Source organism: Halomonas citrativorans, from assembly GCF_014898005.1.
GTDB lineage: Bacteria > Pseudomonadota > Gammaproteobacteria > Pseudomonadales > Halomonadaceae > Vreelandella > Vreelandella citrativorans.
This window is the reverse complement of sequence record NZ_JABUYX010000020.1, coordinates 39,160-61,332: the sequence shown is the minus strand read 5'-3', so window position 1 is coordinate 61,332 and position 22,173 is coordinate 39,160. Positions and strand designations below refer to the sequence as shown.

Annotated in this window: 18 protein-coding genes and 1 pseudogene; 9 read left to right on the top strand and 10 right to left on the bottom strand. The window is 55.8% G+C overall.

Annotated features, from left to right (window positions below):
• Positions 1-215 precede the first annotated feature (215 nt).
• A pseudogene (locus INT20_RS14635) lies at positions 216-1,800 on the top strand (solute:sodium symporter family transporter).
• Between the two features lie 123 nt (positions 1,801-1,923).
• On the opposite strand, the gene INT20_RS14630 reads toward INT20_RS14635, so the two are convergent.
• The 10 genes from INT20_RS14630 to INT20_RS14585 form a co-directional block, all read right to left on the bottom strand.
• Positions 1,924-2,808: an SMP-30/gluconolactonase/LRE family protein gene (locus INT20_RS14630; protein WP_193055087.1), complete on the bottom strand. Its 885-nt coding sequence runs from the start codon at positions 2,806-2,808 to the stop codon at positions 1,924-1,926.
• Positions 2,808-3,416: a 2-dehydro-3-deoxy-6-phosphogalactonate aldolase gene (locus tag INT20_RS14625; protein ID WP_193055086.1), complete on the bottom strand. Its 609-nt coding sequence runs from the start codon at positions 3,414-3,416 to the stop codon at positions 2,808-2,810. Before INT20_RS14625 ends, INT20_RS14630 begins: the two co-directional genes overlap by 1 nt.
• Positions 3,413-4,405 (bottom strand): 2-dehydro-3-deoxygalactonokinase, encoded by a 993-nt coding sequence (locus tag INT20_RS14620; protein ID WP_193055085.1) that lies wholly within the window; start codon positions 4,403-4,405, stop codon positions 3,413-3,415. Before INT20_RS14620 ends, INT20_RS14625 begins: the two co-directional genes overlap by 4 nt.
• 49 nt (positions 4,406-4,454) lie before the next feature.
• The gene (dgoD, locus tag INT20_RS14615; RefSeq protein WP_193055084.1) at positions 4,455-5,603 is read right to left on the bottom strand and encodes a galactonate dehydratase; all 1,149 of its coding nucleotides are present in this window, start codon (positions 5,601-5,603) and stop codon (positions 4,455-4,457) included.
• A gap of 69 nt (positions 5,604-5,672) precedes the next feature.
• Positions 5,673-6,389 (bottom strand): FadR/GntR family transcriptional regulator, encoded by a 717-nt coding sequence (locus INT20_RS14610; RefSeq protein ID WP_193055083.1) that lies wholly within the window; start codon positions 6,387-6,389, stop codon positions 5,673-5,675.
• A gap of 148 nt (positions 6,390-6,537) precedes the next feature.
• On the bottom strand, positions 6,538-7,500 hold the full coding sequence (locus INT20_RS14605) for a carbohydrate kinase family protein (protein WP_193055082.1): 963 nt from the start codon (positions 7,498-7,500) through the stop codon (positions 6,538-6,540).
• 42 nt (positions 7,501-7,542) lie between these two features.
• Positions 7,543-8,511, bottom strand: a complete 969-nt coding sequence (gene glk, locus INT20_RS14600) for a glucokinase (RefSeq protein WP_193055081.1) — start codon at positions 8,509-8,511, stop codon at positions 7,543-7,545.
• Positions 8,508-10,400: a phosphogluconate dehydratase gene (edd, locus tag INT20_RS14595; RefSeq protein ID WP_193055080.1), complete on the bottom strand. Its 1,893-nt coding sequence runs from the start codon at positions 10,398-10,400 to the stop codon at positions 8,508-8,510. The genes glk and edd overlap by 4 nt, the downstream gene beginning before the upstream one ends.
• 251 nt (positions 10,401-10,651) lie before the next feature.
• A complete protein-coding gene (locus INT20_RS14590; protein WP_193055079.1) occupies positions 10,652-13,729 on the bottom strand; it encodes an efflux RND transporter permease subunit in 3,078 nt (1,025 codons plus the stop codon).
• A gap of 11 nt (positions 13,730-13,740) precedes the next feature.
• Positions 13,741-14,799 carry an efflux RND transporter periplasmic adaptor subunit gene (locus tag INT20_RS14585; protein WP_193055078.1) on the bottom strand — a complete coding sequence of 353 codons (1,059 nt, stop codon included), beginning with the start codon at positions 14,797-14,799 and terminating at the stop codon, positions 13,741-13,743.
• A 262-nt stretch (positions 14,800-15,061) separates the two neighbouring features.
• Here INT20_RS14585 and INT20_RS14580 point away from each other — a divergent pair, with 262 nt between their 5' ends.
• The 8 genes from INT20_RS14580 (at position 15,062) to INT20_RS14545 (ending at position 22,029) form a co-directional block, all read left to right on the top strand.
• Positions 15,062-16,522 carry an efflux transporter outer membrane subunit gene (locus INT20_RS14580; protein ID WP_193055077.1) on the top strand — a complete coding sequence of 487 codons (1,461 nt, stop codon included), beginning with the start codon at positions 15,062-15,064 and terminating at the stop codon, positions 16,520-16,522.
• 120 nt (positions 16,523-16,642) lie between these two features.
• Positions 16,643-17,689, top strand: a complete 1,047-nt coding sequence (gene cobT, locus INT20_RS14575; RefSeq protein ID WP_193055076.1) for a nicotinate-nucleotide--dimethylbenzimidazole phosphoribosyltransferase — start codon at positions 16,643-16,645, stop codon at positions 17,687-17,689.
• A complete protein-coding gene (gene cbiB, locus INT20_RS14570) occupies positions 17,686-18,651 on the top strand; it encodes an adenosylcobinamide-phosphate synthase CbiB (protein ID WP_193055075.1) in 966 nt (321 codons plus the stop codon). Before cobT ends, cbiB begins: the two co-directional genes overlap by 4 nt.
• On the top strand, positions 18,648-19,769 hold the full coding sequence (cobD, locus tag INT20_RS14565) for a threonine-phosphate decarboxylase CobD (RefSeq protein WP_287078087.1): 1,122 nt from the start codon (positions 18,648-18,650) through the stop codon (positions 19,767-19,769). Before cbiB ends, cobD begins: the two co-directional genes overlap by 4 nt.
• Positions 19,753-20,289 carry a bifunctional adenosylcobinamide kinase/adenosylcobinamide-phosphate guanylyltransferase gene (locus tag INT20_RS14560; protein ID WP_172118265.1) on the top strand — a complete coding sequence of 179 codons (537 nt, stop codon included), beginning with the start codon at positions 19,753-19,755 and terminating at the stop codon, positions 20,287-20,289. The genes cobD and INT20_RS14560 overlap by 17 nt, the downstream gene beginning before the upstream one ends.
• Positions 20,286-21,056, top strand: a complete 771-nt coding sequence (cobS, locus tag INT20_RS14555; RefSeq protein ID WP_193055073.1) for an adenosylcobinamide-GDP ribazoletransferase — start codon at positions 20,286-20,288, stop codon at positions 21,054-21,056. Before INT20_RS14560 ends, cobS begins: the two co-directional genes overlap by 4 nt.
• Complete coding sequence (locus tag INT20_RS14550; protein WP_172118263.1) at positions 20,993-21,646, top strand: histidine phosphatase family protein; 654 nt, start codon at positions 20,993-20,995, stop codon at positions 21,644-21,646. Before cobS ends, INT20_RS14550 begins: the two co-directional genes overlap by 64 nt.
• Positions 21,598-22,029, top strand: a complete 432-nt coding sequence (locus INT20_RS14545) for a bifunctional adenosylcobinamide kinase/adenosylcobinamide-phosphate guanylyltransferase (RefSeq protein WP_193055072.1) — start codon at positions 21,598-21,600, stop codon at positions 22,027-22,029. The genes INT20_RS14550 and INT20_RS14545 overlap by 49 nt, the downstream gene beginning before the upstream one ends.
• Positions 22,030-22,173 lie beyond the last annotated feature (144 nt).

Sequence of the window (22,173 nt, the reverse complement as noted above, 5' to 3'; positions counted from 1 at the left end):
CATGAACCGCCGTGGTACGGAACCGTATGCCCGGTGGTGTGAGAGGACAGGGGAGGCGACTCCCCTTCCTACTCGATCAAAATAACACGTTAGGTAAGACCAAAGGGGGATAAACGTTAATCCACCGCTCCGTTAGAATCTCTACGGAGATATGTCAGACATTTATTCGCACTGCGCATGTACAACACGATGACTAAATAATGGAGCAAGCCAACATGCATATGCTGACCCTGGCGTCTTTCCTGTTTTTTACAGGGCTGGTCGCTTTTATTACGTGGCGTATCACACGCCGGGATGATCACTCCAGTACCACTGGTTATTTCCTGGCAGGGCGCTCGCTGACCTTCCCGCTGATTGCGGGTTCGTTGCTAATGACCAACCTCTCCACTGAGCAGATGGTAGGCCTAAACGGGGCTGCGTTTGCCGATGGGCTAAGCGTTATGGCATGGGAAGTCGTTGCAGTTATCGCGTTGGTCGCGCTGGCGCTGTTTTTCCTGCCGCGCTTTTTAAAAAGCGGTATTACTACACTGCCGCAATTGCTGGAAATCCGCTTTGATAAAGGCACCCAGCTGATTACCAACGTTATTTTCCTTATTGCCTATGCCGTTATTTTGCTGCCGATCATTCTCTATTCTGGTGCGATTGGCTTGCAGGGGATGCTGGACCTGCAAGGGCTAACCGGTATTCAGTCATCAAGCACACTGCTTTGGCTAACCGTATGGATTGTGGGCATTATCGGTGCGATCTATGCCCTATTTGGCGGGCTACGTACGGTTGCCGTTTCCGACACGCTGAACGGTATTGGGCGGTTTTGTGGTCGTCTATTTTGGCCTTCAAGCGGTGAGTGGCGGTACGGGCATCATGGAAGGCTGGAGCATTCTTAAGCAGAGCGACCCGGATAAGCTCAACTCGATTGGTGGCTCAGAGCAGCAGGTGCCGTTCTTCACGCTGTTTACCGGGGTCTTTCTGATTAACTTGTTTTATTGGAGCACGAATCAGCAGATTATCCAGCGAACGCTTGCCGCCAAAAACCTGGCCGAAGGCCAAAAGGGTGTGCTGCTGACAGGGCTTTTTAAACTGCTTGGCCCGCTGTATCTCGTGTTACCAGGTATTATTGCCTATAACCTGTATGCTGATCAGGGTGTGCAGGCTGATGAAGCCTATGGGCACTTGGTGTTTAACGTTCTACCGCCTTATTTAACGGGTTTCTTTGCGGCGGTTATGGTCGGGGCGATTCTGTCCTCGTTTAACTCCGCGCTTAACAGTACCACCACCATTTTCAGCCTGGGTATTTATAAAGGCGTGCTGAATAAAGACGCTACTGAGCAGGAGGTTGTTAAATCGGGCAAGATCTTTGGTTGGATCATGGCGATTATTACCATGATTATCGCGCCACTGCTGGCCGGGCAGGATAGTCTATTCGGCTACCTGCAGAAGATGAACGCCATTTACTTTATTCCTATTCTGGCTGTTGTGTTGGTGGGGCTACTGACCAAACGGGTACCTCCCATGGCCGCCAAAATAGCGCTGGTGGGCGGCTGTTTATTGATCGCTGCTGGTTACTTTGTGCCGCCATTTAATCTCTTGCCTGAGATTATGAATGAGTTCCACTTCGTCGCATTGGTGTTTGCCTTGTTAGTGGTGATGATGCTGATTGTTGGCAAGCTACGTCCGCGCGAAACGGACTGGGTGCAGGAGCATGTCGGCGGTGTTGATTTAACGCCCTGGAAAGGTGCACTACCCTCAGGTGTCGCGCTGATCATTTTAGTGATCATTATTTATATAAGCTTTGCTGGATAATTGTCGATTAGGCGCTGAAAGCTAGCCCTGTTAGCAATAGCGCTGTCATCAATAGCCAGTAACAGAAAGGCCCCGTTAGTATCAACTAGCGGGGCCTTGTCGTTTTAGCGGCTATTGTTGGGTTTATGCAAGCCGTAGCGGCGGTTCGGCGAGCCCGGCTATGTCGATTTGCACGGAAAATAGCGCGCCAGCGTTCGGCTCTTTAGCAAGCTGCTCTGAAGTGAAACCCTCTTGAGCCGTCGTGATATACAGCGTTTTAAGCTCTGGGCCTGCAAACACCGGGCAAGAGGGTTGGCTGGCTGATAGATGCACTCGGCCAATAATCTCACCGTCAGCGTTTAAGCGCACAACCTCACCAGCACCCCAAAGCGCTAGCCATAGGCAGCCCTGGTTATCCATCACGGCGCCGTCGGGGCTGCCAATATGACCGGAAAAATCCGCAAAAGGCTCGGGTTCTCCGAGCGGCCAGCCTTGGTCATCCAGCGCCCAGCGCATCACAACGCCGGTTGGTGTATCCGTAAAGTAAGCGGTGGTGCCATCGGGTGAAAAGCACAGCGCATTAGGAATGCTAAGCCCGGTACGCAGCTGGCTTAGCTTGCCGCGATGCAGTCGGTAGAGGCTGCCCGCCTGGTGCTCAGCCTGTTTTCCCATACTTGAAAACCACAGGCTGCCATGCCTGTCCACACGTGCGTCATTGCTGCGCGTAACAGGGTTATCGGCTTCAACATCGGCAAAGTGGGTAATGTTGCCGCTTTCAGGGTCGAAGTGGCTCAATGAGCGCTCACCCACTAGTAGCAGGCGGCCATCCTCAAGCGGCGCGGCCAGAGAAACCATATCGTCTAGCGCTACATGATCATGCTGCTGGCTGGTGTGAGAGAGCCAGTGCAAGCGCTTGCCAATAATATCGCACCAGTAAAGCCGTCCGCTGCTGGCTTGCCACTGCGGGCCTTCTCCAAGCAGGCAACCACTATCTACTGCGACAGTTGCCTGCCATGTGGGTAATGACATTATTCTTCTCCGGCTTTTTTCCAGGCGTTAACTAACGCAACCGCCTGCTGGGCAACCGCCTTGGCGTTTTGCCCGGGTTTATAAAGTGCGCTGCCCAGGCCAGCACCATCTACCCCGGCTGCTCGCCAAGCGGCGAAATTATCGATGCCAACACCGCCTACGGCGTACAAACGAGTGTCTTCAGGCAGTACGGCGCGTACGGCTTTCATACCTTCCAGCCCGACCTGGACGGCAGGAAAAAGCTTAAGCCCTGTCGCGCCAGCGTCAAGTGCATCGAATGCTTCGGAAGGGGTAACAATGCCTGGCCAGCTCGCCATCTCAAGACGGTGCGTTTCTTCAATCACGCTGGGACGACAATTAGGCGAGACAATTAAACGCCCACCAGCGGCATGAACGTCTCGCACTTGTGCGGGGGTAAGCACGGTGCCCGCGCCAATGACCGCCTGCTCGCCAAAGGCGTTAACTAAGCGGCGAATGCTCTCTAGCGGCTTCGGCGAGTTAAGCGGCACTTCAATCTGGGTGATGCCTGCGTTAAGCACCGCATCAGCAACGTCGATAACGTCATCGGGCGTTACGCCTCGCAAAATTCCGATCAGGGGTAACGTCATAGAGCTCTCTCTGCATTATTTGTTAGCGCCTGGTGGGCGAGTCGAAGACCTGCCAGTACGGCAGTGTCGCCCTCAACGTGATGGGTCTGAAAGCCGAGCGCGTTAAGGGCCAAATGGTAACGATGACAAAGCGCTGGATTACCAATCAAGGTAACCGTTTCATCGGTAGATAATGATGGGCAGGCGCCCGCTAGCTCAAGGCCAATCGCAAGGCCAGAAAGCCGTGCCGAGAGCACGCTTGCCCGGGTGTTACCCATGGGCAGGCGGCTATCCAGTAAATCCTGCGCCCGCAGGCCGAACAGGCGGCTGCTAAACGTCTCTGGGGCCGCGTTTATCTCGCTGACGGCGGCGATGAACGCATCACGGCAGGCGGGCTCGTTTAGCGCATCGCTGCCAATGGAGTGCTTTAGAACCGACTGATTCGCCAGTAGCTGATAAAGCTCGCCTGTTAGATAGGTGGTGAACTGTGTTACCACGCCTGACTCAATGCTCGCCCATTTGGAGTGGGTGCCCGGCAGGCAGACCCGACCTGAAAAATCGGGCGCTTCGGCCGCCAGGCCAGCAAGCTGGGTCTCTTCTCCGCGCATGACATCAAAATGCTGAGCCGCGCTGTGGGTTTGGCTCAGGCCGGGCAGCAGATGCACACGCAGCTGGCCACCAACCAGCCTAGGCATCACCGCGCCGTGGCTAAGCTGGTCAAGCGAGATAGGCACCGGCAGGTAAGCGGCTTCCAGCCAGCCTTGTCGAGCGCCTGCCATGCCGCACACCATTGCCGCTATGTGGCCGTTGGCAGGTAGCCAATCGCCCACCAGGCGCAACAATTCAGCCTCGTATTCATCCGGCGTGAGCGAAAGCATGCCCTTATCGCTGCTGGCGTTGGCGATCACCTGGTGTTGCTTATCGAGCCCCCAAGCACGCAGGTTGCTTGAGCCCCAGTCCACCGCGATCCAGGCGAGCGTTTGCGGTAACGCATCAGAATCGGTACGCATGTGACGATATCTCCACGAATAAGGTTCTCCACGATTTAGAAGGCAGGGCTTACCACTCAGCGATAGAGCCGTCATCGTGCGTCCATACCGGGTTGCGCCAGCGGTGGCCTGTTTTTGCGCGCTCTTCAACATAGGCTTCATCAATTTCTACACCCAGGCCGGGGCCTTGGGGGATAGCGCAAAAACCGTCGGTGATACTTAGGGCTGTTTTGTCTACTAGGTAGTCCAGCACGTCATTGCCCTGGTTGTAGTGAATCCCCATGCTTTGTTCTTGAATGAAGGCGTTATGGCAGACAGCATCCAGCTGAAGTGAGGCGGCCAGGGTTAACGGCCCAAGCGGGCAGTGGGGCGCCAGCGCCACATCGTAGGCAGAGGCGAGGGTGGCGATTTTCAGCCCTTCGCTAATGCCGCCACAGTGGGAAATATCCGGCTGGATAATGTCGATCATGCCATCGGCCAGCAGATCGCGGAACTGAAAGCGGGTATGTAAGCGTTCGCCGGTCGCCAAGGGGTAGCTCAACCCGCCCGCAATATCTTTCAAGCAAGGCAAGTGTTCCGGTGCAACGGGCTCTTCAACAAACATGGGATGGTAAGGCTCAAGCTCACGCAGTAATGCTTTGGCCATGGGACGATGGACGCGGCCATGAAAGTCGATACCGATACCCACATCCGGCCCAACGGCCTCGCGCGCCTCACGCACTCGGGCCACGGCTTCATCGACCTTGCGATGAGAGTCGACGATTTGCATTTCGGGCGTGCCGTTCATCTTGAACGCGGTAAAGCCTTTTTCGACCAGCGCCTTGGCACCGGCGCCCACATCGCTTGGGCGGTCGCCCCCGGTCCAGGCATACATGCGCATTTTATCGCGCACCGCTCCCCCCAAGAGTTGGTGAACGGGAACACCCAAATCACGCCCTTTAAGGTCCCACAGTGCCTGGTCAATACCCGCAATAGCGCTCATCAAAATGGGGCCGCCGCGATAAAACCCGGCACGATAGAGCGTGTTCCAAAGGTGTTCGATCCGATGAGGGTCCTGGCCAATCAGGTAGTCGGAAAGTTCATGAACAGCCGCTTCTACCGTTGCGGCACGGCCTTCGATGACCGGCTCGCCCCAGCCATAACAGCCTTCATCGGTTTCGATTTTAAGAAACAGCCAGCGGGGAGGGACTTGCCATGTTTTAAGACGCGTAATTTTCATACGATATAATCCTCACGGTTAGCCGAGTGGGTACGGCAAGCGTTACTGCAGAAGTTGGTTTCAGCCCAGCTAGACGATGCCCAGATCGATAGCGGTGCGCCGCAATACCTCGCGCGCAGCGGTGTCGGCCGCGTTAATGTCGCCGGCTTTAATCGCATCCAGTACGTGGCGGTGCCGGGTCAAACTGTCGTCGAGCGTTTTAATATCGTGTTGCGAGCGATATACCAGCGCCATGATTGAAGGGCGTAATAAATGGCCCATTTGCCGCCACACCAGGTTATGCGTCGCTTGGTAGATCACATCGTGAAAGGCAACATCGAACTCAATGTGCTGGGCACGCGCGTCAGGGGTGCCTGCCGAACAGCGCATGCCTTCAAACGCTGCTTCCAGCTGTGTAATGTCATCACCGGTGGCCGCTTGGGCCGCCAATCTCGCAACCGTGGGCTCTGCTGAGAATCGAAAAGCGTAAATTGCGCGCACGAGCTGAGGGTCCAGGTTGACGAGCCCTGTCATCCATTCGCTCATCAATGGGTCAAGCAGGTGCCATTCACTCATTTCACGAACCAGCGTGCCCCGGCCCGCCGTGCGCTCTATAAGCCCGGCGGCCGTTAGGCTTGCCAATGCATTGCGTACCTGATTGCGGCTGACGGCAAAGTGCTTGCCGATATCCAGCTCCTTGGGAAAAACGTCACCGGGCTGCCAGTGGCCGGTTAATAGCGCCCTGGCCAGTAAGCGTGCCAAGTGTTCAGCGCCACCATGGTGGGCGGGCAGGGTATCCAGCGTCATGGGATGTCTCTATGAATGACTGTAATCGCGTGAGCTTATTAAATGTCAGACATTTTAACAACCAGACGAAAGTTGGTTTTAGGGGGGCCTTTTTAAAAGGACTGTTTTTAAAGTACCGTTTTAAAAGGACGAGTCTTGGAAACTGCTTTTAACGCGCCCGTAGTGCGGCAATATCATCCTGAGTGGGTAGCGCGGCGTACGCGCCAGGCCGAGTAACGGCATGAGCCCCGCAGCGGCAGGCAGTCTCCACGGCAGCGCTTAAGAAGGCGTTATCCTCGTGCCAACCTGGGGCAATGCCGTGGCGAGAAAGCTCTGCCAGTAGGCCACCAATAAACGCATCGCCACCTGCTGTGGTGTCCACCGCTTGTACACTGGGCGGCGCAATGTGCTGTGCCATGGCAGCACTTTTAAGCACCACATCGTTAGGGCCGTCAGTAATCAAAATGACGTTGACGCCTGCGGCCAAACGCTGGTTAAGCCAGGTGTCCTGAGACTGCTCGCCGCGCAGGTAATCCAGCTCCTCAAGCGATATCTTGAGCAGCTCGGCAGTATCTAAAAGCTGCATCACCAGGCCAATATCGGCGGCGGCATCTGCCCATAAATTATGTCGCAGATTGGCGTCAACGCTCACCAGACAGCCAGACTGCTTGGCCATGTTTGCCAAGGCGAGGGTGGTTTCGGCAATGTCAGGGTCGGTTAGGCTATTGCTGCACAGATGCACGATGGCTGGCGTTTCAAATACTCCTTGGGGCAAATGGTGAATGCGATAGAGCAGGTCAGCGGCCGGTGGGCGGTAGAAGTCAAAGGTGCGTTCGCCGAGGGCATCTCGGGAGACAAACGCGAGTGCCGTACGGGCCATTTTAGTCCGCATAACGCCATCGGTATTAACACCGTGGCTATTCAGTTCCCGAATCAAAAAATGGCCGAATGTGTCATCGCCGACCATACCTAAAAAGTGACTAGGCACCCCCAGTCGAGCACAAGCGACGGCAACATTCGCGGGCGCACCGCCAGCGTAAGGAGTAAAGGTTTCCTGGCGGTCGTTAGCATCGCCTAAGCGGCTTGAAAGCATATCCACCAGCGCTTCGCCAAACGCAATAACAGAAATCATGGGTTGTCCTTGTTGTTTTTGAGGTTGCTGCCGCCCTGCGCGTTAAAACACTTCTTCGTTATGTAGCGCTTCGGCAGCGCCTAGCAGGCCTGTCCATGGGTGAGTGACGACCCAGATAGGAATATCCGCATTATAGGTGTGCATACGCCCTTTATTGATAAAGGCCGTATGTAGCTCGCTGTTGGGCAGCCAGTCCAGCAGGCGTGGAACAATACCGCCACATAGATAAACGCCCCCGCGAGCGCCCATCGTCAGTGTTGCGTCGCCACACACATCCCCCAGGATTTTTAGAAACCGCAGCAGCGTGCGGCTGGCTATTTCATCACCCTGCTGGGCAGCCTGAGTCACCTCGGCAGCAGTGGTAAATGCTGGCGCTATGCCTTCAAGGGCGCAGTCAGCCGTATACAGGTCAACAATGCCCTGGCCACACAATAGGCGCTCTACGCTGACGCGCGGGTAGTGCTTGTGTAGCTCATCCAGCAGTTCACGCTCTCGAATATCGGTGGGGGCAAACGTAACATGGCCGCCTTCGGTGGGCAGCGGAATCCATGCGTGCAGACCAGGGAAAACGCCCGCCACGCCCAGCCCCGTGCCCGGGCCAATTACCAGGCGCGCTGCATGTGCTTGAGGCGTGCCGGGCTTCACTTCCACCAGGTCGTGATCTGGCACGTGGGGGATGCCCAATGCCTGAGCGGTGAAATCATTAATAACTTTAAACAGCGAAAGGTTCAGCGTCTGCTGAACCTCGCTTTTTAAAAACTGCCAGTGGTTGTTGGTCATTTTGACCTGCTCGGCATGCACCGGGCAGGCAAACGCTAAGCAGGCCTCGGTGGGCGCGTTACTGCCGGTCGCGCCCACTTGGCTCAAATAGTCCTGGGCGGCTTCCACCACCCCCGGGTAGTCGGAGCAGGGTAGGTTGAGAATGTGTTGGGGCGTTTTCTCCCCCGGGGTGACCAACGCAAAGCGGGCGTTGGTTCCCCCGATATCGCCAATGAGAGCAGGTCGGCTCATTGGTCCTCCTGCTCTATTTTTTCCAGCTCTCGGGAAAGAACGTCAGCTTCAAAGCCGCCAAACACGCCTGCGCCTTCTTCGGCTTTAGTGGCCAAGTGGCGGAAGCCACCGAAAAGCTCGCGACCCATGCCAAAGTGGTTCTGCTCAAGATTGGCCTGCGCGCAAGGTCTGGCATCAAACGTGGCGGCATCCATCAGTACGTTAAGTTCGCCGGTTTCGGCATCCAGGCGCACAATGTCACCATCCTGCAGTTTGGATAGAGGACCACGGTCAATGGCTTCAGGCGTGACATGGATAGCGGCAGGCACTTTGCCTGAAGCGCCCGACATGCGGCCATCGGTCACCAGGGCCACTTTAAAGCCACGGTCTTGTAGCACGCCTAAAAACGGCGTGAGCTTGTGCAGTTCGGGCATGCCATTGGCTTTAGGGCCCTGGAAGCGCACCACTACGATGACATCGCGATCCAACTGACCCGATTCAAACGCCGCTTTTACCTGGTTTTGATCATCAAATAGCTGAACAGGCGCCTCAACGATGCGGTGTGCCTGCTTCACTGCGGAAATTTTAATCACGCCGCGGCCCAGATTGCCGTCGAGTACGGTAAGTCCGCCAGTTGGCGAGAAAGGATTGCTGACCGGACGGAGTACCTCTGAATCGAGGCTGGATTCAGGGCCTTCGCGCCAAGTGAGCTTGCCATCTTCAAGGAAAGGCTCTTGCGTGTAGGCGGTCATGTCCGTACCAAAAACGGTAGGAATGTCGCCATGCATAAGACCCGCTTGGAGCAATTCACGAATCAGCAGACTCATACCGCCCGCCGCCTGGAAGTGGTTAACATCCGCCTGGCCGTTGGGATAAATGCGGGTCATGCTGGGCACCACAGCGGAAAGCTCGGTGAAATCATCCCAGTTAATGGTAATGCCCGCCGCGGCTGCCATGGCCACCAGGTGCAGCGTGTGGTTGGTTGAGCCGCCGGAGGCCAGTAGGCCGACAATTGCGTTAACAATCGCTCGCTCATCAATTTGCTTATAGAACGGGCGGTAGTTGCCGCTTTGTTCGGTATTGCGAATGGCCTGTTCCGTGGCGTAGCGGGTGAGCGCTTCACGCAGTGGGGTGCCAGGGTTAACAAACGAGGCACCGGGCAGATGGAGGCCCATCATTTCCATCATTAGCTGGTTGGAATTGGCGGTACCGTAAAACGTGCAGGTGCCGGGGCTATGATAGGACTGGGATTCGGATTCCAACAGCTCGTCTCGGCCAACCTTGCCTTCAGCATAAAGCTGGCGAACGCGGGCTTTTTCGTCATTAGGAAGGCCGGTGGTCATGGGGCCACCAGGCACAAACATGGCCGGTAGATGACCAAAGCGTGCAGCGCCAATAAATAGCCCAGGCACAATTTTATCGCAGATACCCAGGTACAGCGTTGCATCAAACATGTTGTGAGAAAGTGCGACCGCCGTCGCCATGGCGATCACGTCGCGGGAGAACAGCGACAGCTCCATACCGGGCTGCCCCTGGGTCACGCCGTCGCACATGGCGGGTACGCCGCCTGCGAACTGGGCGGTTGAGCCCATGCCCCGCGCGGCTTCTTTAATAACCGCAGGGTAGTCTTCAAAAGGCCGGTGAGCGGAAAGCATATCGTTATAGGACGATACGATGCCCACGTTGGCGCTATTGGTTAACTTGAGTCGGCCCTTATCGACAGGAACATCGCAGCCGGCAAAGCCGTGCGCCAGGTTCCCGCAAGAAAGCTCGCCACGATGGACGCCTTGCTTATGTTGGTCCGCCATATGCGCTTCGTAGAGCGCACGCCGCTGCCGAGAACGTTCACGGATACGTTGAGTAACCTTGGCAACGGTAGGATTTAACGTAGCAGGTGTTGGGCTCGGCATAATGACCTCTGCATGATAGAAACGGCACGGTTTGTGTAGTTATTTTACATATTTTTATACTATTTAAAGTAAATAAATAATAAAACAGGTTATTCATTTGGTTTTATTACTATATCCAAGGTCTTGCGTCTTTTGCTTCCTTGCCTCCATGCAGCGCTAAAGCCGCTCAGAGGCTCATAGACACAAGCCTAGTATAATTCAATTGGCCCGTACCGAACGTCGACTGTCGTAGCGGATGGGGCACTCAATAGTTACTCGTTTTCAACCTCGTCCCGTTTAATGCTGAAGAACAGCGCATAAAGCGTGGGTACCGCGACCAGAGTGAGAAGCGAAGCGAATGCTAGCCCGCCCATAATAGTGACCGCCATGCTGTTGAAGAACGCATCGGTCAGCAGCGGGATCATGCCCAGAATGGTGGTGCCTGCCGCCAAAAGTACCGGGCGCAGGCGGCTAATGCTGGCCTCAAGCAGTGCCTGGAAACGTGCCGTACCCTGACGAATCTGCTCATCAATTTCATCGACCAGCACAATGGCATTTTTCATCAGCATGCCAGAAAGGCTTAACATGCCGAGCAGGGCAGTAAACGAGAAGGCCAAGCCGGTCGCCAGCAGGCCTATAACAACACCGCATACCGACATGGGGACTACCAGCCAGATAATTAACGGTTGTCTGAGTTTTCCGAAAAGCAGAATGGTCGTCAGTACCATGATTAAGAAACTGATAGGCAGCTGCTGCGCCAGTGATGCTTGAGCGTCGCCGGAGTCTTCGCGCTCGCCGCCCCATTCCAGTGTATAGCCGGGCGGTAGCGGAATGGCTTCAATCTCAGCGCGGATCTCCTCGAAGGCCTGGGCCGCCGTGTAACCTGCTCCTGGCTCGGCGCCCACGGTGAGTGTACGCACGCGGTTACGCCGCTGAATCAAGGCCTCTTCACTGCGCGCCTCAAAGGCATCCACCACCTGCGTAATGGGGATGAACTGCTCTTGCGCTTCACTCCATACCTGCCGATCAGGCAGCAGCGCCACGTCATCTCGCTCCGCTTGAGGCGCTCGAGCCACAATAGGCACCAAATGCTCGCCTTCACGATAGGTGCCCGCTTGAATGCCTGACGTGGCAAACTGAAGTGCCTGAGTAATATCATCGCGTGTGACGCCAGCAATACGCGCGCGCTCCTCATTAATCACTGGTGCGACGATCAGCTCCTGTTGGCGCCAATCGGTGCGCTCGTCAATGAGAAAGGGGTTGGCCGCCATACGTGCTTCGGCTTCAGCGGCTAACCCACGCAGCACGCTGGCGGAGGCGCCCTGAAAGCGTGCCTCTATATCAGCGCCGTCGCCGGGCCCAAACTGCAGGCGCTGGGTACGTATTTGGGCATTAGGGAAGTGTTCATTTAAAGCGCGGTAAAACTGTCGGTCCAGCGCGGGGATAGCGTCGAGCTCTGCCGTACGCACGATGAATTGTGCGTAAGCGGTATTGGGCTGCTCGGGTGAGTAGGTCAGCATAAAGCGTGTTGCCCCACTGCCCACAAAACTTGCCACCGATACCACATCGTCCTGTTCGAGAAGGTAAGCTTCTATCTCTTCGACATCGCGTAGCGTGGCGCGAATGTCGGTGCCTTGAGGCAGCTCGTAGTTGATAAAGAATATAGGTGTATTTGAATCAGGGAAGAAGGATTGGGGCACTAGCGTAAAAGCCCACATGCAGGCTCCAGTAATCACCACCAGCGCCGCGACGGTAATAATGCGCAGCTTAAGCGCCATCAAGAGCACCTTGCGGTAGCTGCGATACATCAGGCCGCCGTATAAATCCTCTTCGTCATCCTGATTATTCTCTTCTTCATCCTCTTCACCTTTCTTGCGCAGCAGGTAGAAGCCGAACAGCGGGGTAACGATGAGGGCCAGCAGCCAGCTCAACATTAACGACACCAGAATGACGATAAACAGCGAGAACATGAACTCACCGGTTACATCATCGGAAAGGCCAATGCCTGCAAACGCCATAATGCCGATAATAGTGGCACCTAATAGCGGTATCTGAGTGCGTTGTGCGGATGCGCTGGCCGCCTTCTTGGCCTTCATACCGCGCTTTATATTGGTGACCATGCCTTCTGCCACCACGATGGAGTTATCCACCAGCATGCCCATGGCGATAATCAGCGCGCCGAGTGAAATGCGCTCCATCTCGATATTGAAAATGGCCATAAACATCAGCGTGCCGAGTACGGTCAGCAGCAACGTGCTGCCGACGACCACGCCAATCCGCCAGCCCATGACCAGGCACAGTACGCCGATAACGATACTCACCGACATCAGCAAATTAATCAGAAAGTCATTGATGGCGTCGTTAACGACATCGTGCTGTTCATAAAGCGGGTGAAGTTCAACACCGAGCGGAATACGGCTTTGCAGCTGCTCCATACGCGCTTCAACAGCGTCACCGACCTCAATGATATTCTCGGTTTCGATGCCCGAGATACCCAGCGTAAACGCGGTTTGACCGTTATAACGGATGACCTGGTCGGGGATTTCAGTGGGCTGTCGATAAATCGTTGCGATATCGGCCAGCGCTACCTGGTCGGTTGTGCCTGGCGCACCAATGCGGATCGATTCCAGTAGCGCGGTACTGTCGATGTTCGAGCGCGCGACAAGGCGTACCTGTCGATCACCCACCCGCAGTACTCCGGCGTCTTCGACGGCGTTTTCGGTTTGAATGGTATTGATTACCTGCTCGATGGGAATGCCGAGCGTGGTTAGCCGCTCATTGGAAATATCGAGATAAATCGTCTCTTCGCGTTCGCCTGCGCTAGTGACGCGGGCAACACCCGGTACCGCCAGTAGTTCGCGCTGAAGAAAAGTTGAAATATCGCGAATCTCACGGGTAGAAAAACCGTCGGCGGTGACGGCATAAAACAGCCCATATACTTCACCGAAGTCGTCGTTGACCTGAGAAGGTTGGGCGCCTTGCGGCAGGTCGGCTTGGGTATCATTAACCTTGCGGCGCAACTCATCCCAGATTTGTGGCAGTTCGTCACTACCATAAGTAGAGCGTACTTCTACCTGGATTTCTGAGCGGTTGGGCACCGATTTGGAATCAAGCACGTCTATTTGCGGCATTTCCTGAATGGCGCGTTCCAAGCGCTCGGTAACCTCTTCCTCAACCTCTTCAGCAGTGGCGCCAGGGTAGGGAGTGTTGATGATCGCGTAGGGAATGGTGAACGATGGATCCTCCAACTTGCCCACCGCATTAAACCCCCAAATACCCCCAAACAGACAAAGTACAACAATCAGCCAGGTGTTGATGGGCCGCTCGATTGAAAGCTTCGCAATATTCATGACCACGCCCCTTATAGCGATGCTTCAAGCGGTTTGACCTGCATGCCATCACGTAGCAAATGAACACCCGCTGCAACGATAGACGCACCGTCTTCAAGGCCCGCTGTAATAATCACCTGGTCACCGACGATGTCGCCGGGGGTAACGCGTTGCGGCGATACCGTGCCTTCATCGCCGTCGTAAATCCACACCTGAAATTCGCCTTGTTCATCGTTGTCCAAGGCGCTGCTGGGCACCATGATCAGCGGTGTCTCAAGGGTGTTTTTAAACGCGATAAAAACGCTGGCGGTCGTGCCGGGGAGGGCGATCAACGGGACGTCCGGGGTTGGGGCATACTCTACTTCATAGGTCTGGGCGATTTCGTCAGGTTCGGTGGCATGTTCCCGATACTCAAGCGAGAAGCGCTGCCCCGGTAGGGTGGCAATCTCGGCCTCGACCTTAAAGTGATGGTCTCTTTCAAGGTGCTGCATTAACGCTTGGGGCACGTTAAAGCGTACCCGCAGCTCGGAGATATCCTGAATGCGCACCACCTCTGTATTGGGTGGGACCGTTGTATGATTCTCGACTAAACGCCGGGATACGAGCGCATCGAACGGCGCATTAAGGGTGGTGTAGGCAAGTTCCTGACGCGCGCTCTCAAGCTGGGTTTCGGCAAGCTCGGCCTCCGTTTGGGCGCTATCCAATGCGGATTGGGAAACGGCGTCATGGGCCCGCAGGTTGCGCTGTCTTACCAGGTGGCGGCGAGCTTGCTCGTACTCGGCTTCGGCGCTGCGAACCTGTAAGGCATAGTCGGTCTGGTCGAGCCGGGCGATTAACTCGCCGCGTGGAATCGTTGCACCTTGAACGGCGGGAAGCGCCTCAATGCGCCCGCCTACCTGAAAGGCCAGGTTCACCGTGCTCAGTGCATCCACGCGGCCTACAAATCGGCGGCTTGGGTAGACCTCTTGCTGGCTTGTTTCATAGAGCTTCACAACTTGGGTCGGGTTAGGTTGCGTTTCATCATCGTTGCCACAACCCACGGTTAATAAGGGGGTGAGCACCAACAAAATCCATAAAAAGCCCGGCCTCATTAGCTGCCTCCATGCAAGCGGTCAAATCCATTTTTAACTAACGTATTATTATCACTAGGGTATCTTTATAACCAGGGTGTCGTTATGCAAGCTAGCAACTATAGTCGTTAGAACCATCGTCGTTAGAGCCATAGCTGTTAGAACTATAGTAGTTAGCAGGGAGTGCGACGAACGGTTGTTTAATTTTATCCTGAGATAATTATTTGAGTGGATGAATAGCTCAACGGTGGCAAACACTGTAGAAGAATGCAAAGGAGTGCAGATGTACAAGGGGAACGTCAAACGCCGTTGGTTAGGGGTGGCGCTTGTCGCTTTATTAAGTGGCTGTACGGTAGGGCCTGATTATCAGCGTCCTGAAATAGCGCTACCGGATACCTGGCCTGAGCGTATTACGCTCAGCCAGGCAGAGCGCAGCGAATGGCGCGATTGGTGGAAGCAGTTCAATGATCCCGCCTTAAATACGCTGGTTGCCCGTGCCACGCAGGATAATCTCGAATTGGCCGTTCAACTGGGCCGTATTCAAGAGGCCCGAGCACAGTTGGGGTTGGCCGATGCCGAGCTATTCCCAAGCGTTGGTTACCAAGCTGAAGCTAACCGCGAACGCATGCCTGGGGCTTCCATACCCATCGATATTGAGCCGGTGCAAGACTTGCTCACCTCGACCAGCAATCAATACTCTCTCGCGGGTAGCCTTGAGTATGAATTTGACCTTTGGGGACGGTTGGCGCGCCAACGCGAGGCCGCCATCGCCATGTTTGAAGAGAGTCAGTTTGCCCACGATGCCGCTGAAATTGGCGTCATTGCGGATGTTGTCACTACCTATTTCGATCTTAAAAGCGCTCAGTACCAGCAGGCGATACTTGAAGAGACGCAGGCCGCTTACGAAGAGACGTACCGGCTGCAACAACTGCGGTTCGAGTTGGGTGAAAGCAGTGAACTTGAGGTGCGCCAGGCTGAAGCTGAGTGGCAGGGCGCGCGTACTGAACTCCCGCAGGTTACTCAGCGGGTAGAGACGCTGAGAGGCGCCTTGGCCGTGCTGGCGGGGATGTCACCGCGTGAACTAATGGGCGAGCTTGATTTTGGCGATACGCATCTACGCGAAATTGCTGAGCCTGCGCGTATTCCGCATTTACTCCCTTCAGAACTGCTTCAGCGGCGGCCAGACCTGCGGGCAGCGGAGGCTGAGCTGATCGCCGCTAACGCCCAGGTTGGTGTGGCCGAAGCCGGCCGTTTGCCATCGCTGAACCTCAATGCTTCCCTGGCAAGCGTGGCGGCCAATACCAGCGACCTGTTTACCGATAATGCACACTCTTGGGGGCTTGGTGCATCAATTGTTGGGCCGCTTCTGGATTTCGGGCGCAGCCGAGCCAATGTGGAAAGCGCGGAAGCGCTGGTCGAACAAGCCGATGCGCAGTATCGACTAACCGTGTTGACCGCCTTCAACGAAGTACGCGATGCGCTGTATAACTACGATATCAGCCAGCAGCGCGTCGAGGCAGTCAATGACCAGCTTGAGGCGGTAGAGCGGGCGCAGGAGCTTGCGGTGCTGATGCATGAGCAAGGGCAAGTCAGCATGCTGGAAAGGCTCGACGCTGATCGCTCGCTGCTTTCAGCCGAGCTTGACCGTGCGGATGTGCAGCGCGAACGGTTGGCGGCGGCAGCGACGTTATTTAAAGCCCTGGGCGGCGGGTGGCAGGCCAATCCTCCGGCAACACTGCAATAGCACCAGCGTAACGGCTAAAAAGCCAGGTGCGCGGCGATGAAAGAGCAACGTTAAAGCCCCAACGTTTGTTACTATTTGAGGCTTAACTGTCTGTTTTCTTTTACGCTACCGGAGCTCGCTATGCATTCCCTTATTGCCCAGATACAACCTGTTGATTACGCTGCTGGTGATAGGGCAAGGGCGTATCTGGACACGCTGACCAAGCCGCCTGGAAGCCTTGGGATGCTAGAGCAGTTGGCGATTCAGCTTAGCGAAATTAGCGGTGAACGTGCGCCTACTCTTACGCCGCCTGGGGTCGTGGTGTTTGCCGCGGACCATGGCGTTGCCGCCGAAGGCGTTTCTGCCTTTCCCCAAGCGGTTACGGCACAGATGGTCGCCAACTTCGCCAGCGGAGGTGCGGCAATCAACGTGTTTGCCCGGCAGGTGAACGCCAGGCTGGAAATCGTCGATGTGGGTGTCGTAGGCGATATTGATATGCCGGGCGTGGTCGTCAATAAGATACGTCGCGCCTCGGGAAATATTGCTATTGAAAATGCCATGCTCCCCGAGCAAGCCCAGGCGGCAATTGAAGCAGGCATTAATGCCGTGACGCGCGCTCACCAGGCGGGTTGCCGTAGTGTGATAGTAGGCGAGATGGGCATTGCCAACACCACCGCGAGTAGCGCCATGCTAGCGGCCTTGACCGGTACGCCGGTGGCTCAGGTGGTGGGCGCAGGCACAGGGCTTAATAGCCATCAGCAAACCCATAAGGTGAATGTTATTGAACGGGCGCTTGCGGCGCGGCATTTTGAGGCGAATCAACCGTTAAGCGTGCTGGCCGCCTTGGGTGGGCTTGAAATAGCCGCGATGACCGGCGCCTATTTGGCTGCAGCCGCTTATCGCCTGCCCGTCATTGTCGATGGTTTTATTGCTAGCGTGGCCGCACTGACTGCCTGCCGAATTTGCCCCGCTGTAAGCGGCTATCTTGTATTCGGTCATCGCTCTGAAGAGCCAGGCCACGGGGTAGCGCTGGAAGCGCTTGAGGCAACACCGTTACTCGCGCTGGGCATGCGCTTGGGGGAAGGCAGCGGTGCCGCGCTGGCTTTCCCTTTGCTCCAGGCGGCTACCGCCATGATGGCTGAAATGGCGACGTTTACCTCCGCCGGTATCGCGGACAAAACAGCGTGACCCTGCTACTGCTTATTACACTCGCTATCGGATTGGATTTACTACTAGGCGACCCTCGCTCGTTGCCGCACCCGGTCGTTTTCATTGGCCGCATGATCAGCTTTTTAGAAAAGTGCTGGAATCGAGGCACTGATTCACAGCGAAAGCGCCGAGGATTTCTACTCACCGCAACCGTCGTCATTGCCGTATGGGGTGTTAGCTGGTCAGTGCTTGCGCTGTTAACGGCGATTAACGTTTGGCTTGGGTTAGTTGCAGAGCTCTGGCTGCTGGCTACAACGCTTGCCATTAAAGGGTTGGCGGATGCAGGCCGAGCCGTCGCGGTACCGCTGGCTAACGGCGATTTGCCGGGCGCACGCCAAGCGCTTTCCATGATTGTAGGGCGCGATACGGCAGCGCTCGATGAGGCTGAAATCACTCGGGCGACGGTGGAAACCGTGGCTGAAAATACCGTGGATGGTATTACCGCACCGCTGTTTTTTGCCGTGATAGGTGGGGCGCCGTTAGCTCTGGCGTATAAGGCGATTAATACGCTGGACTCCATGGTCGGGTACCGTAACGAGCGCTTTGAGAATTTTGGCTTTGCCTCGGCCAAACTGGACGATATAGCCAACTGGTTGCCTGCCCGAATCACCGCGTGTTGCCTTTGGTTAGGCGGCATTTTATTGGCCTTGGTGGCCAATAAGCCGCTACGCTGGCGAGGCGCGCTACGTGCCACTTTCCAAGAGGCCCCGCGTCACCCAAGCCCCAATGCCGGTTGGCCAGAGGCCATGGTTGCCAGGCTATTGGGTGTGCAGCTGGGTGGGCTTAATACCTATCAAGGGGCTGTTTCTCGGCGCGCAACGCTTGGCGAGCCACTGGCGCCACTAAACGTGACGCACATTGGGGCGACCATTCAACTAATGCATGTAGGGTGGCTGCTGTTTATGGGGCTGATGGGGTTGCTATGGGTGGGGGTAAGGTGAGCTATAAAGCAGAGCAGTGCGCCTCTCACTGGCCAAGCCATGGTGGCCAGCCAGCCGCACTTTTAAAGCGCTTTGGGCTACCCGATGCGCATCCGATAGAAGACTTTAGCGCCAACCTTAATCCGCTTGGCCCGCCTGAGTGGGTGGCAAACGCGCTCACTACGTCGATTGCGTCGCTTGCCCATTACCCGGCACCTGATTATCGCGTGGCTCGGGAAGCGATAGCCGCCTACCACGGCGTTACGCCCGAGCAGGTACTGCTGACCAACGGGGGCGCCGAGGCGATTTTTTTAGCGGCAGCCCGGTATGCGGGCAAGCGCGCCGCCATCGTGACGCCTGGCTTTGGAGAGTATGCGCGCGCCTGCCGCGCACATCGTTTGCCAATTACTTATGTTGCGTTATCCGCTCCAACGTTTGAGCTTGATCTCGACGCGTTAATGGCATCACTAAAAGGCATCAGCGTACTGTTTTTATGCCGCCCCAATAACCCTACCGCTACGTTGATTCCACTGAGTATCATGCAGGCGTTATTGGCCCGCACGGCAGCGATAGGTTGCGATGTGGTGGTTGATGAAGCGTTTGTCGATATGACCGTGCAGGTGGGGGAAAGAGCGTCGTTAACGCCCCTGTTGACCGAGTATCCGCATCTACTACTGCTACGCTCGATGACCAAGTTTTATACGTTGCCGGGGTTACGCGTAGGCTACGTGCTGGCGTCTTCGGTGGCCATCCAAACGCTGGCGGTGCATCAACCTCCCTGGAGCGTAAATCAGATGGCGGCTGCGTTGGTGGCGCCGCTTCTTCGGGATGCGGTGTTTGCTGAGCAAACTCGCAGCTGGCTAAGCCAGCAGCATCCGCTGATGGAGGCATCTCTGCCTACAAAAGGGCTTGATGTCGTCACCAGCACGACGAATTTTTTTCTGGTAAGGCCTAATAACACTTTGCGTGAAAGGGGGCTTACCAGTAACGTACTTTTTGAGCATCTGTTGCGAAACGGCATACTGGTTCGTCATACGCATAACTTTGCAGGTCTGGACGGCGATTGGGTGCGCATTGCCCTGCGTGGCGCAACAGCGAACCAACGATTACTAAAGGTACTGAATGATTGTCTTTGTTAGTGGCGGCGCTCGCTCGGGGAAAAGCGCAGTGGCCGAGCAACTGGTAATAAAAGCCGCCAAGGGGAGCAGTTGCTACTACATTGCTACTGCGGAGGTTTATGACGCAGAGATGGCGGCGCGAGTGGCACGCCATCAAAGTACACGGGATACGCGTTGGATCACGATAGAGGCGCCCATTGCCATTGACCAGGCGATCGCACAAGTGCCCGATGGCGCCGCTGTATTGTTGGACTGCCTGACACTCTGGGCCAGTCAGGTGCGTTACGCGGGTGGTTTAACTGACTCCCAAGGCAAGGCGCTGTTAGCTAAGAGCGTACAAGATGCGCGCTCGCGAGGCATTCACCTGGTGCTGGTTTCCAACGACCTCAATGAGGATCTGCCTTCACCTGATAAAGAGCTCTGGAGTTTCCTGACGTTTTTACAGGCACTGCATTGCTGGCTGGCGGCTGAGGCAAACTCGGTGCTTGAAGTGGTGGCTGGGCATGCCATTGAGTGGAAACCCAAGAGTGAGCCTTCATGAAAAATGCTTTTTATGGTGGTGCGCTTGCCCTGCAGTTTTTAACCCGCTTACCGGTACCGATTGCTTGCCCTTGGACACCTAAAACCCGCCGCTGGGCTATCCGTGTCTATCCCCTGGTGGGGCTATTGTTGGGTAGTTTGTTAGCGCTGCTGGCGCTGTTGCTTCAAAACGCGCCCACGCCAATTGCCGCACTTGCGCTGCTCAGCCTATGGGTGGGCTTGAGCGGTGGCTTGCACCTGGATGGGGTAATGGATTTAGCCGATGCACTGGGCAGCAATCAGCCGCTGGCGCGCCGCTGGGAAATCATGAAAGACCCCCAAATTGGCAGTTTCGGCATCCTGGCGCTGCTTTTTTTGCTTGCCTGGAAAGGCGTCCTGCTTTGGGCATTGCTGCAATACGGTGCTCCGCTCTGGTGGTTGGTGGTACTCCCCGCGCTGGGGCGGTGGGGCGGTGCAATGCTACTGGTATTCACGCCATGTGCTCAACAAACAGGGCTGGCCTGGGCCTGGAAACAGTCGCTTGGCCTGCGTGATGTACTGCTGGCGCTGGTACCTTTGCTGCTGCTCGCGCTTTTTTGGTCGGGCATTATGGCAATGTGTCTTGCGACGGGCTTATTTGTAGTCGCCAGCCGATGGGCGCTGATGACACTGTTCCAGGGTATTAATGGTGATATGGTGGGTGCGACGATAGAAGGGGGTGAGTTGTGGCTGATGGGGTTAATGTTGAGCTGGTGGTGGTACGCCATGGCATCACCGCCTGGAATGTAGAGCGCCGCTATCAGGGGCAGCGCGATATTCCGTTGTTATTTCCTGATGCTGAAGAGGGGCTTTTAGCACTTCGCGAAGCGCTAGCAAGCGAGCGTTTTGACGCGATCTATTCAAGTGACCTTCACCGCTGCCAACAAACGCTTGAATGGATTCAAGCGGCCAAGCCGGGGGTGCCGCTACGTTTGGAGTCTCGCCTACAAGAACTCAATTTTGGCGATTATGAAGGCAAGGTTTACGATGAACTTAAGGACTTGCCGCATTATCGAGCCTGGGTGGATAGTGTCGGCGAGCTACAAATTCCCGGTGGCGAGTCCGCGGCTCAGTTACGTGAGCGCTTGGCGCTTTGGCTTGCCGATGTAGCGAAAGATGCCTTGGCGCATGGGTATCACAAGATTCTGGTCGTGACGCATGGCGGCGTTATCCGCGAGCTTCGTCGCCGCTTTGAAACGATTGAGTTTTGGGATGGCGCGGTGACTCAGGCCCAGGGAAGACGCTGGCAATTGACGTATCACCCCGGCGATTGTGGAAAAGGAGAGTGGCTATGCAACTGTTCATCGGCGGTGCCTGTGCCGGTAAGCGAAGCCTTGTAAAAACACGTTTTCCAAGTGCTGTCTGGTGGCGGTTAGCGCCTGGGCAGCGCTTACGTGAGTGCGCCGGGGTAATGTTGCCCAGCACACCATTAATACTGCATGGCGTACTGGAGTGGCTCTCAGCCTCCATGGACTCAGATGCAGGAAGCGATGGCTGGCGGTCACAATGGTGCGATGATTTAAACGAGCTTCTGCAATCTGCCAAGGCGCAGCAAACAGCGCTGGTTATTATCGCCAGCGATATCGGCCGAGGCATAGTGCCCATCGAGCGCCACCAACGCCGCCTGCGTGATTTAAACGGCTGGTTTAGCCAAGACGTAGCGGAACGTGCCGAGCACGTTTGGTATGTGCGCCATGGGTTGGTGCAGGGATTACCTAATTAAGTAGCAGCACGTTTTTCTTTAGTACGTCAGTTTTATCCTGCTTTTGTAAGAGATCTCTTACTTTTTTGTAGGATATTGTCGCTTTGCGCGCTTAAAGGGTTGTTCTTCAGTGAGTTACCGCTACTCTGGACGTTTGTCTTTTTG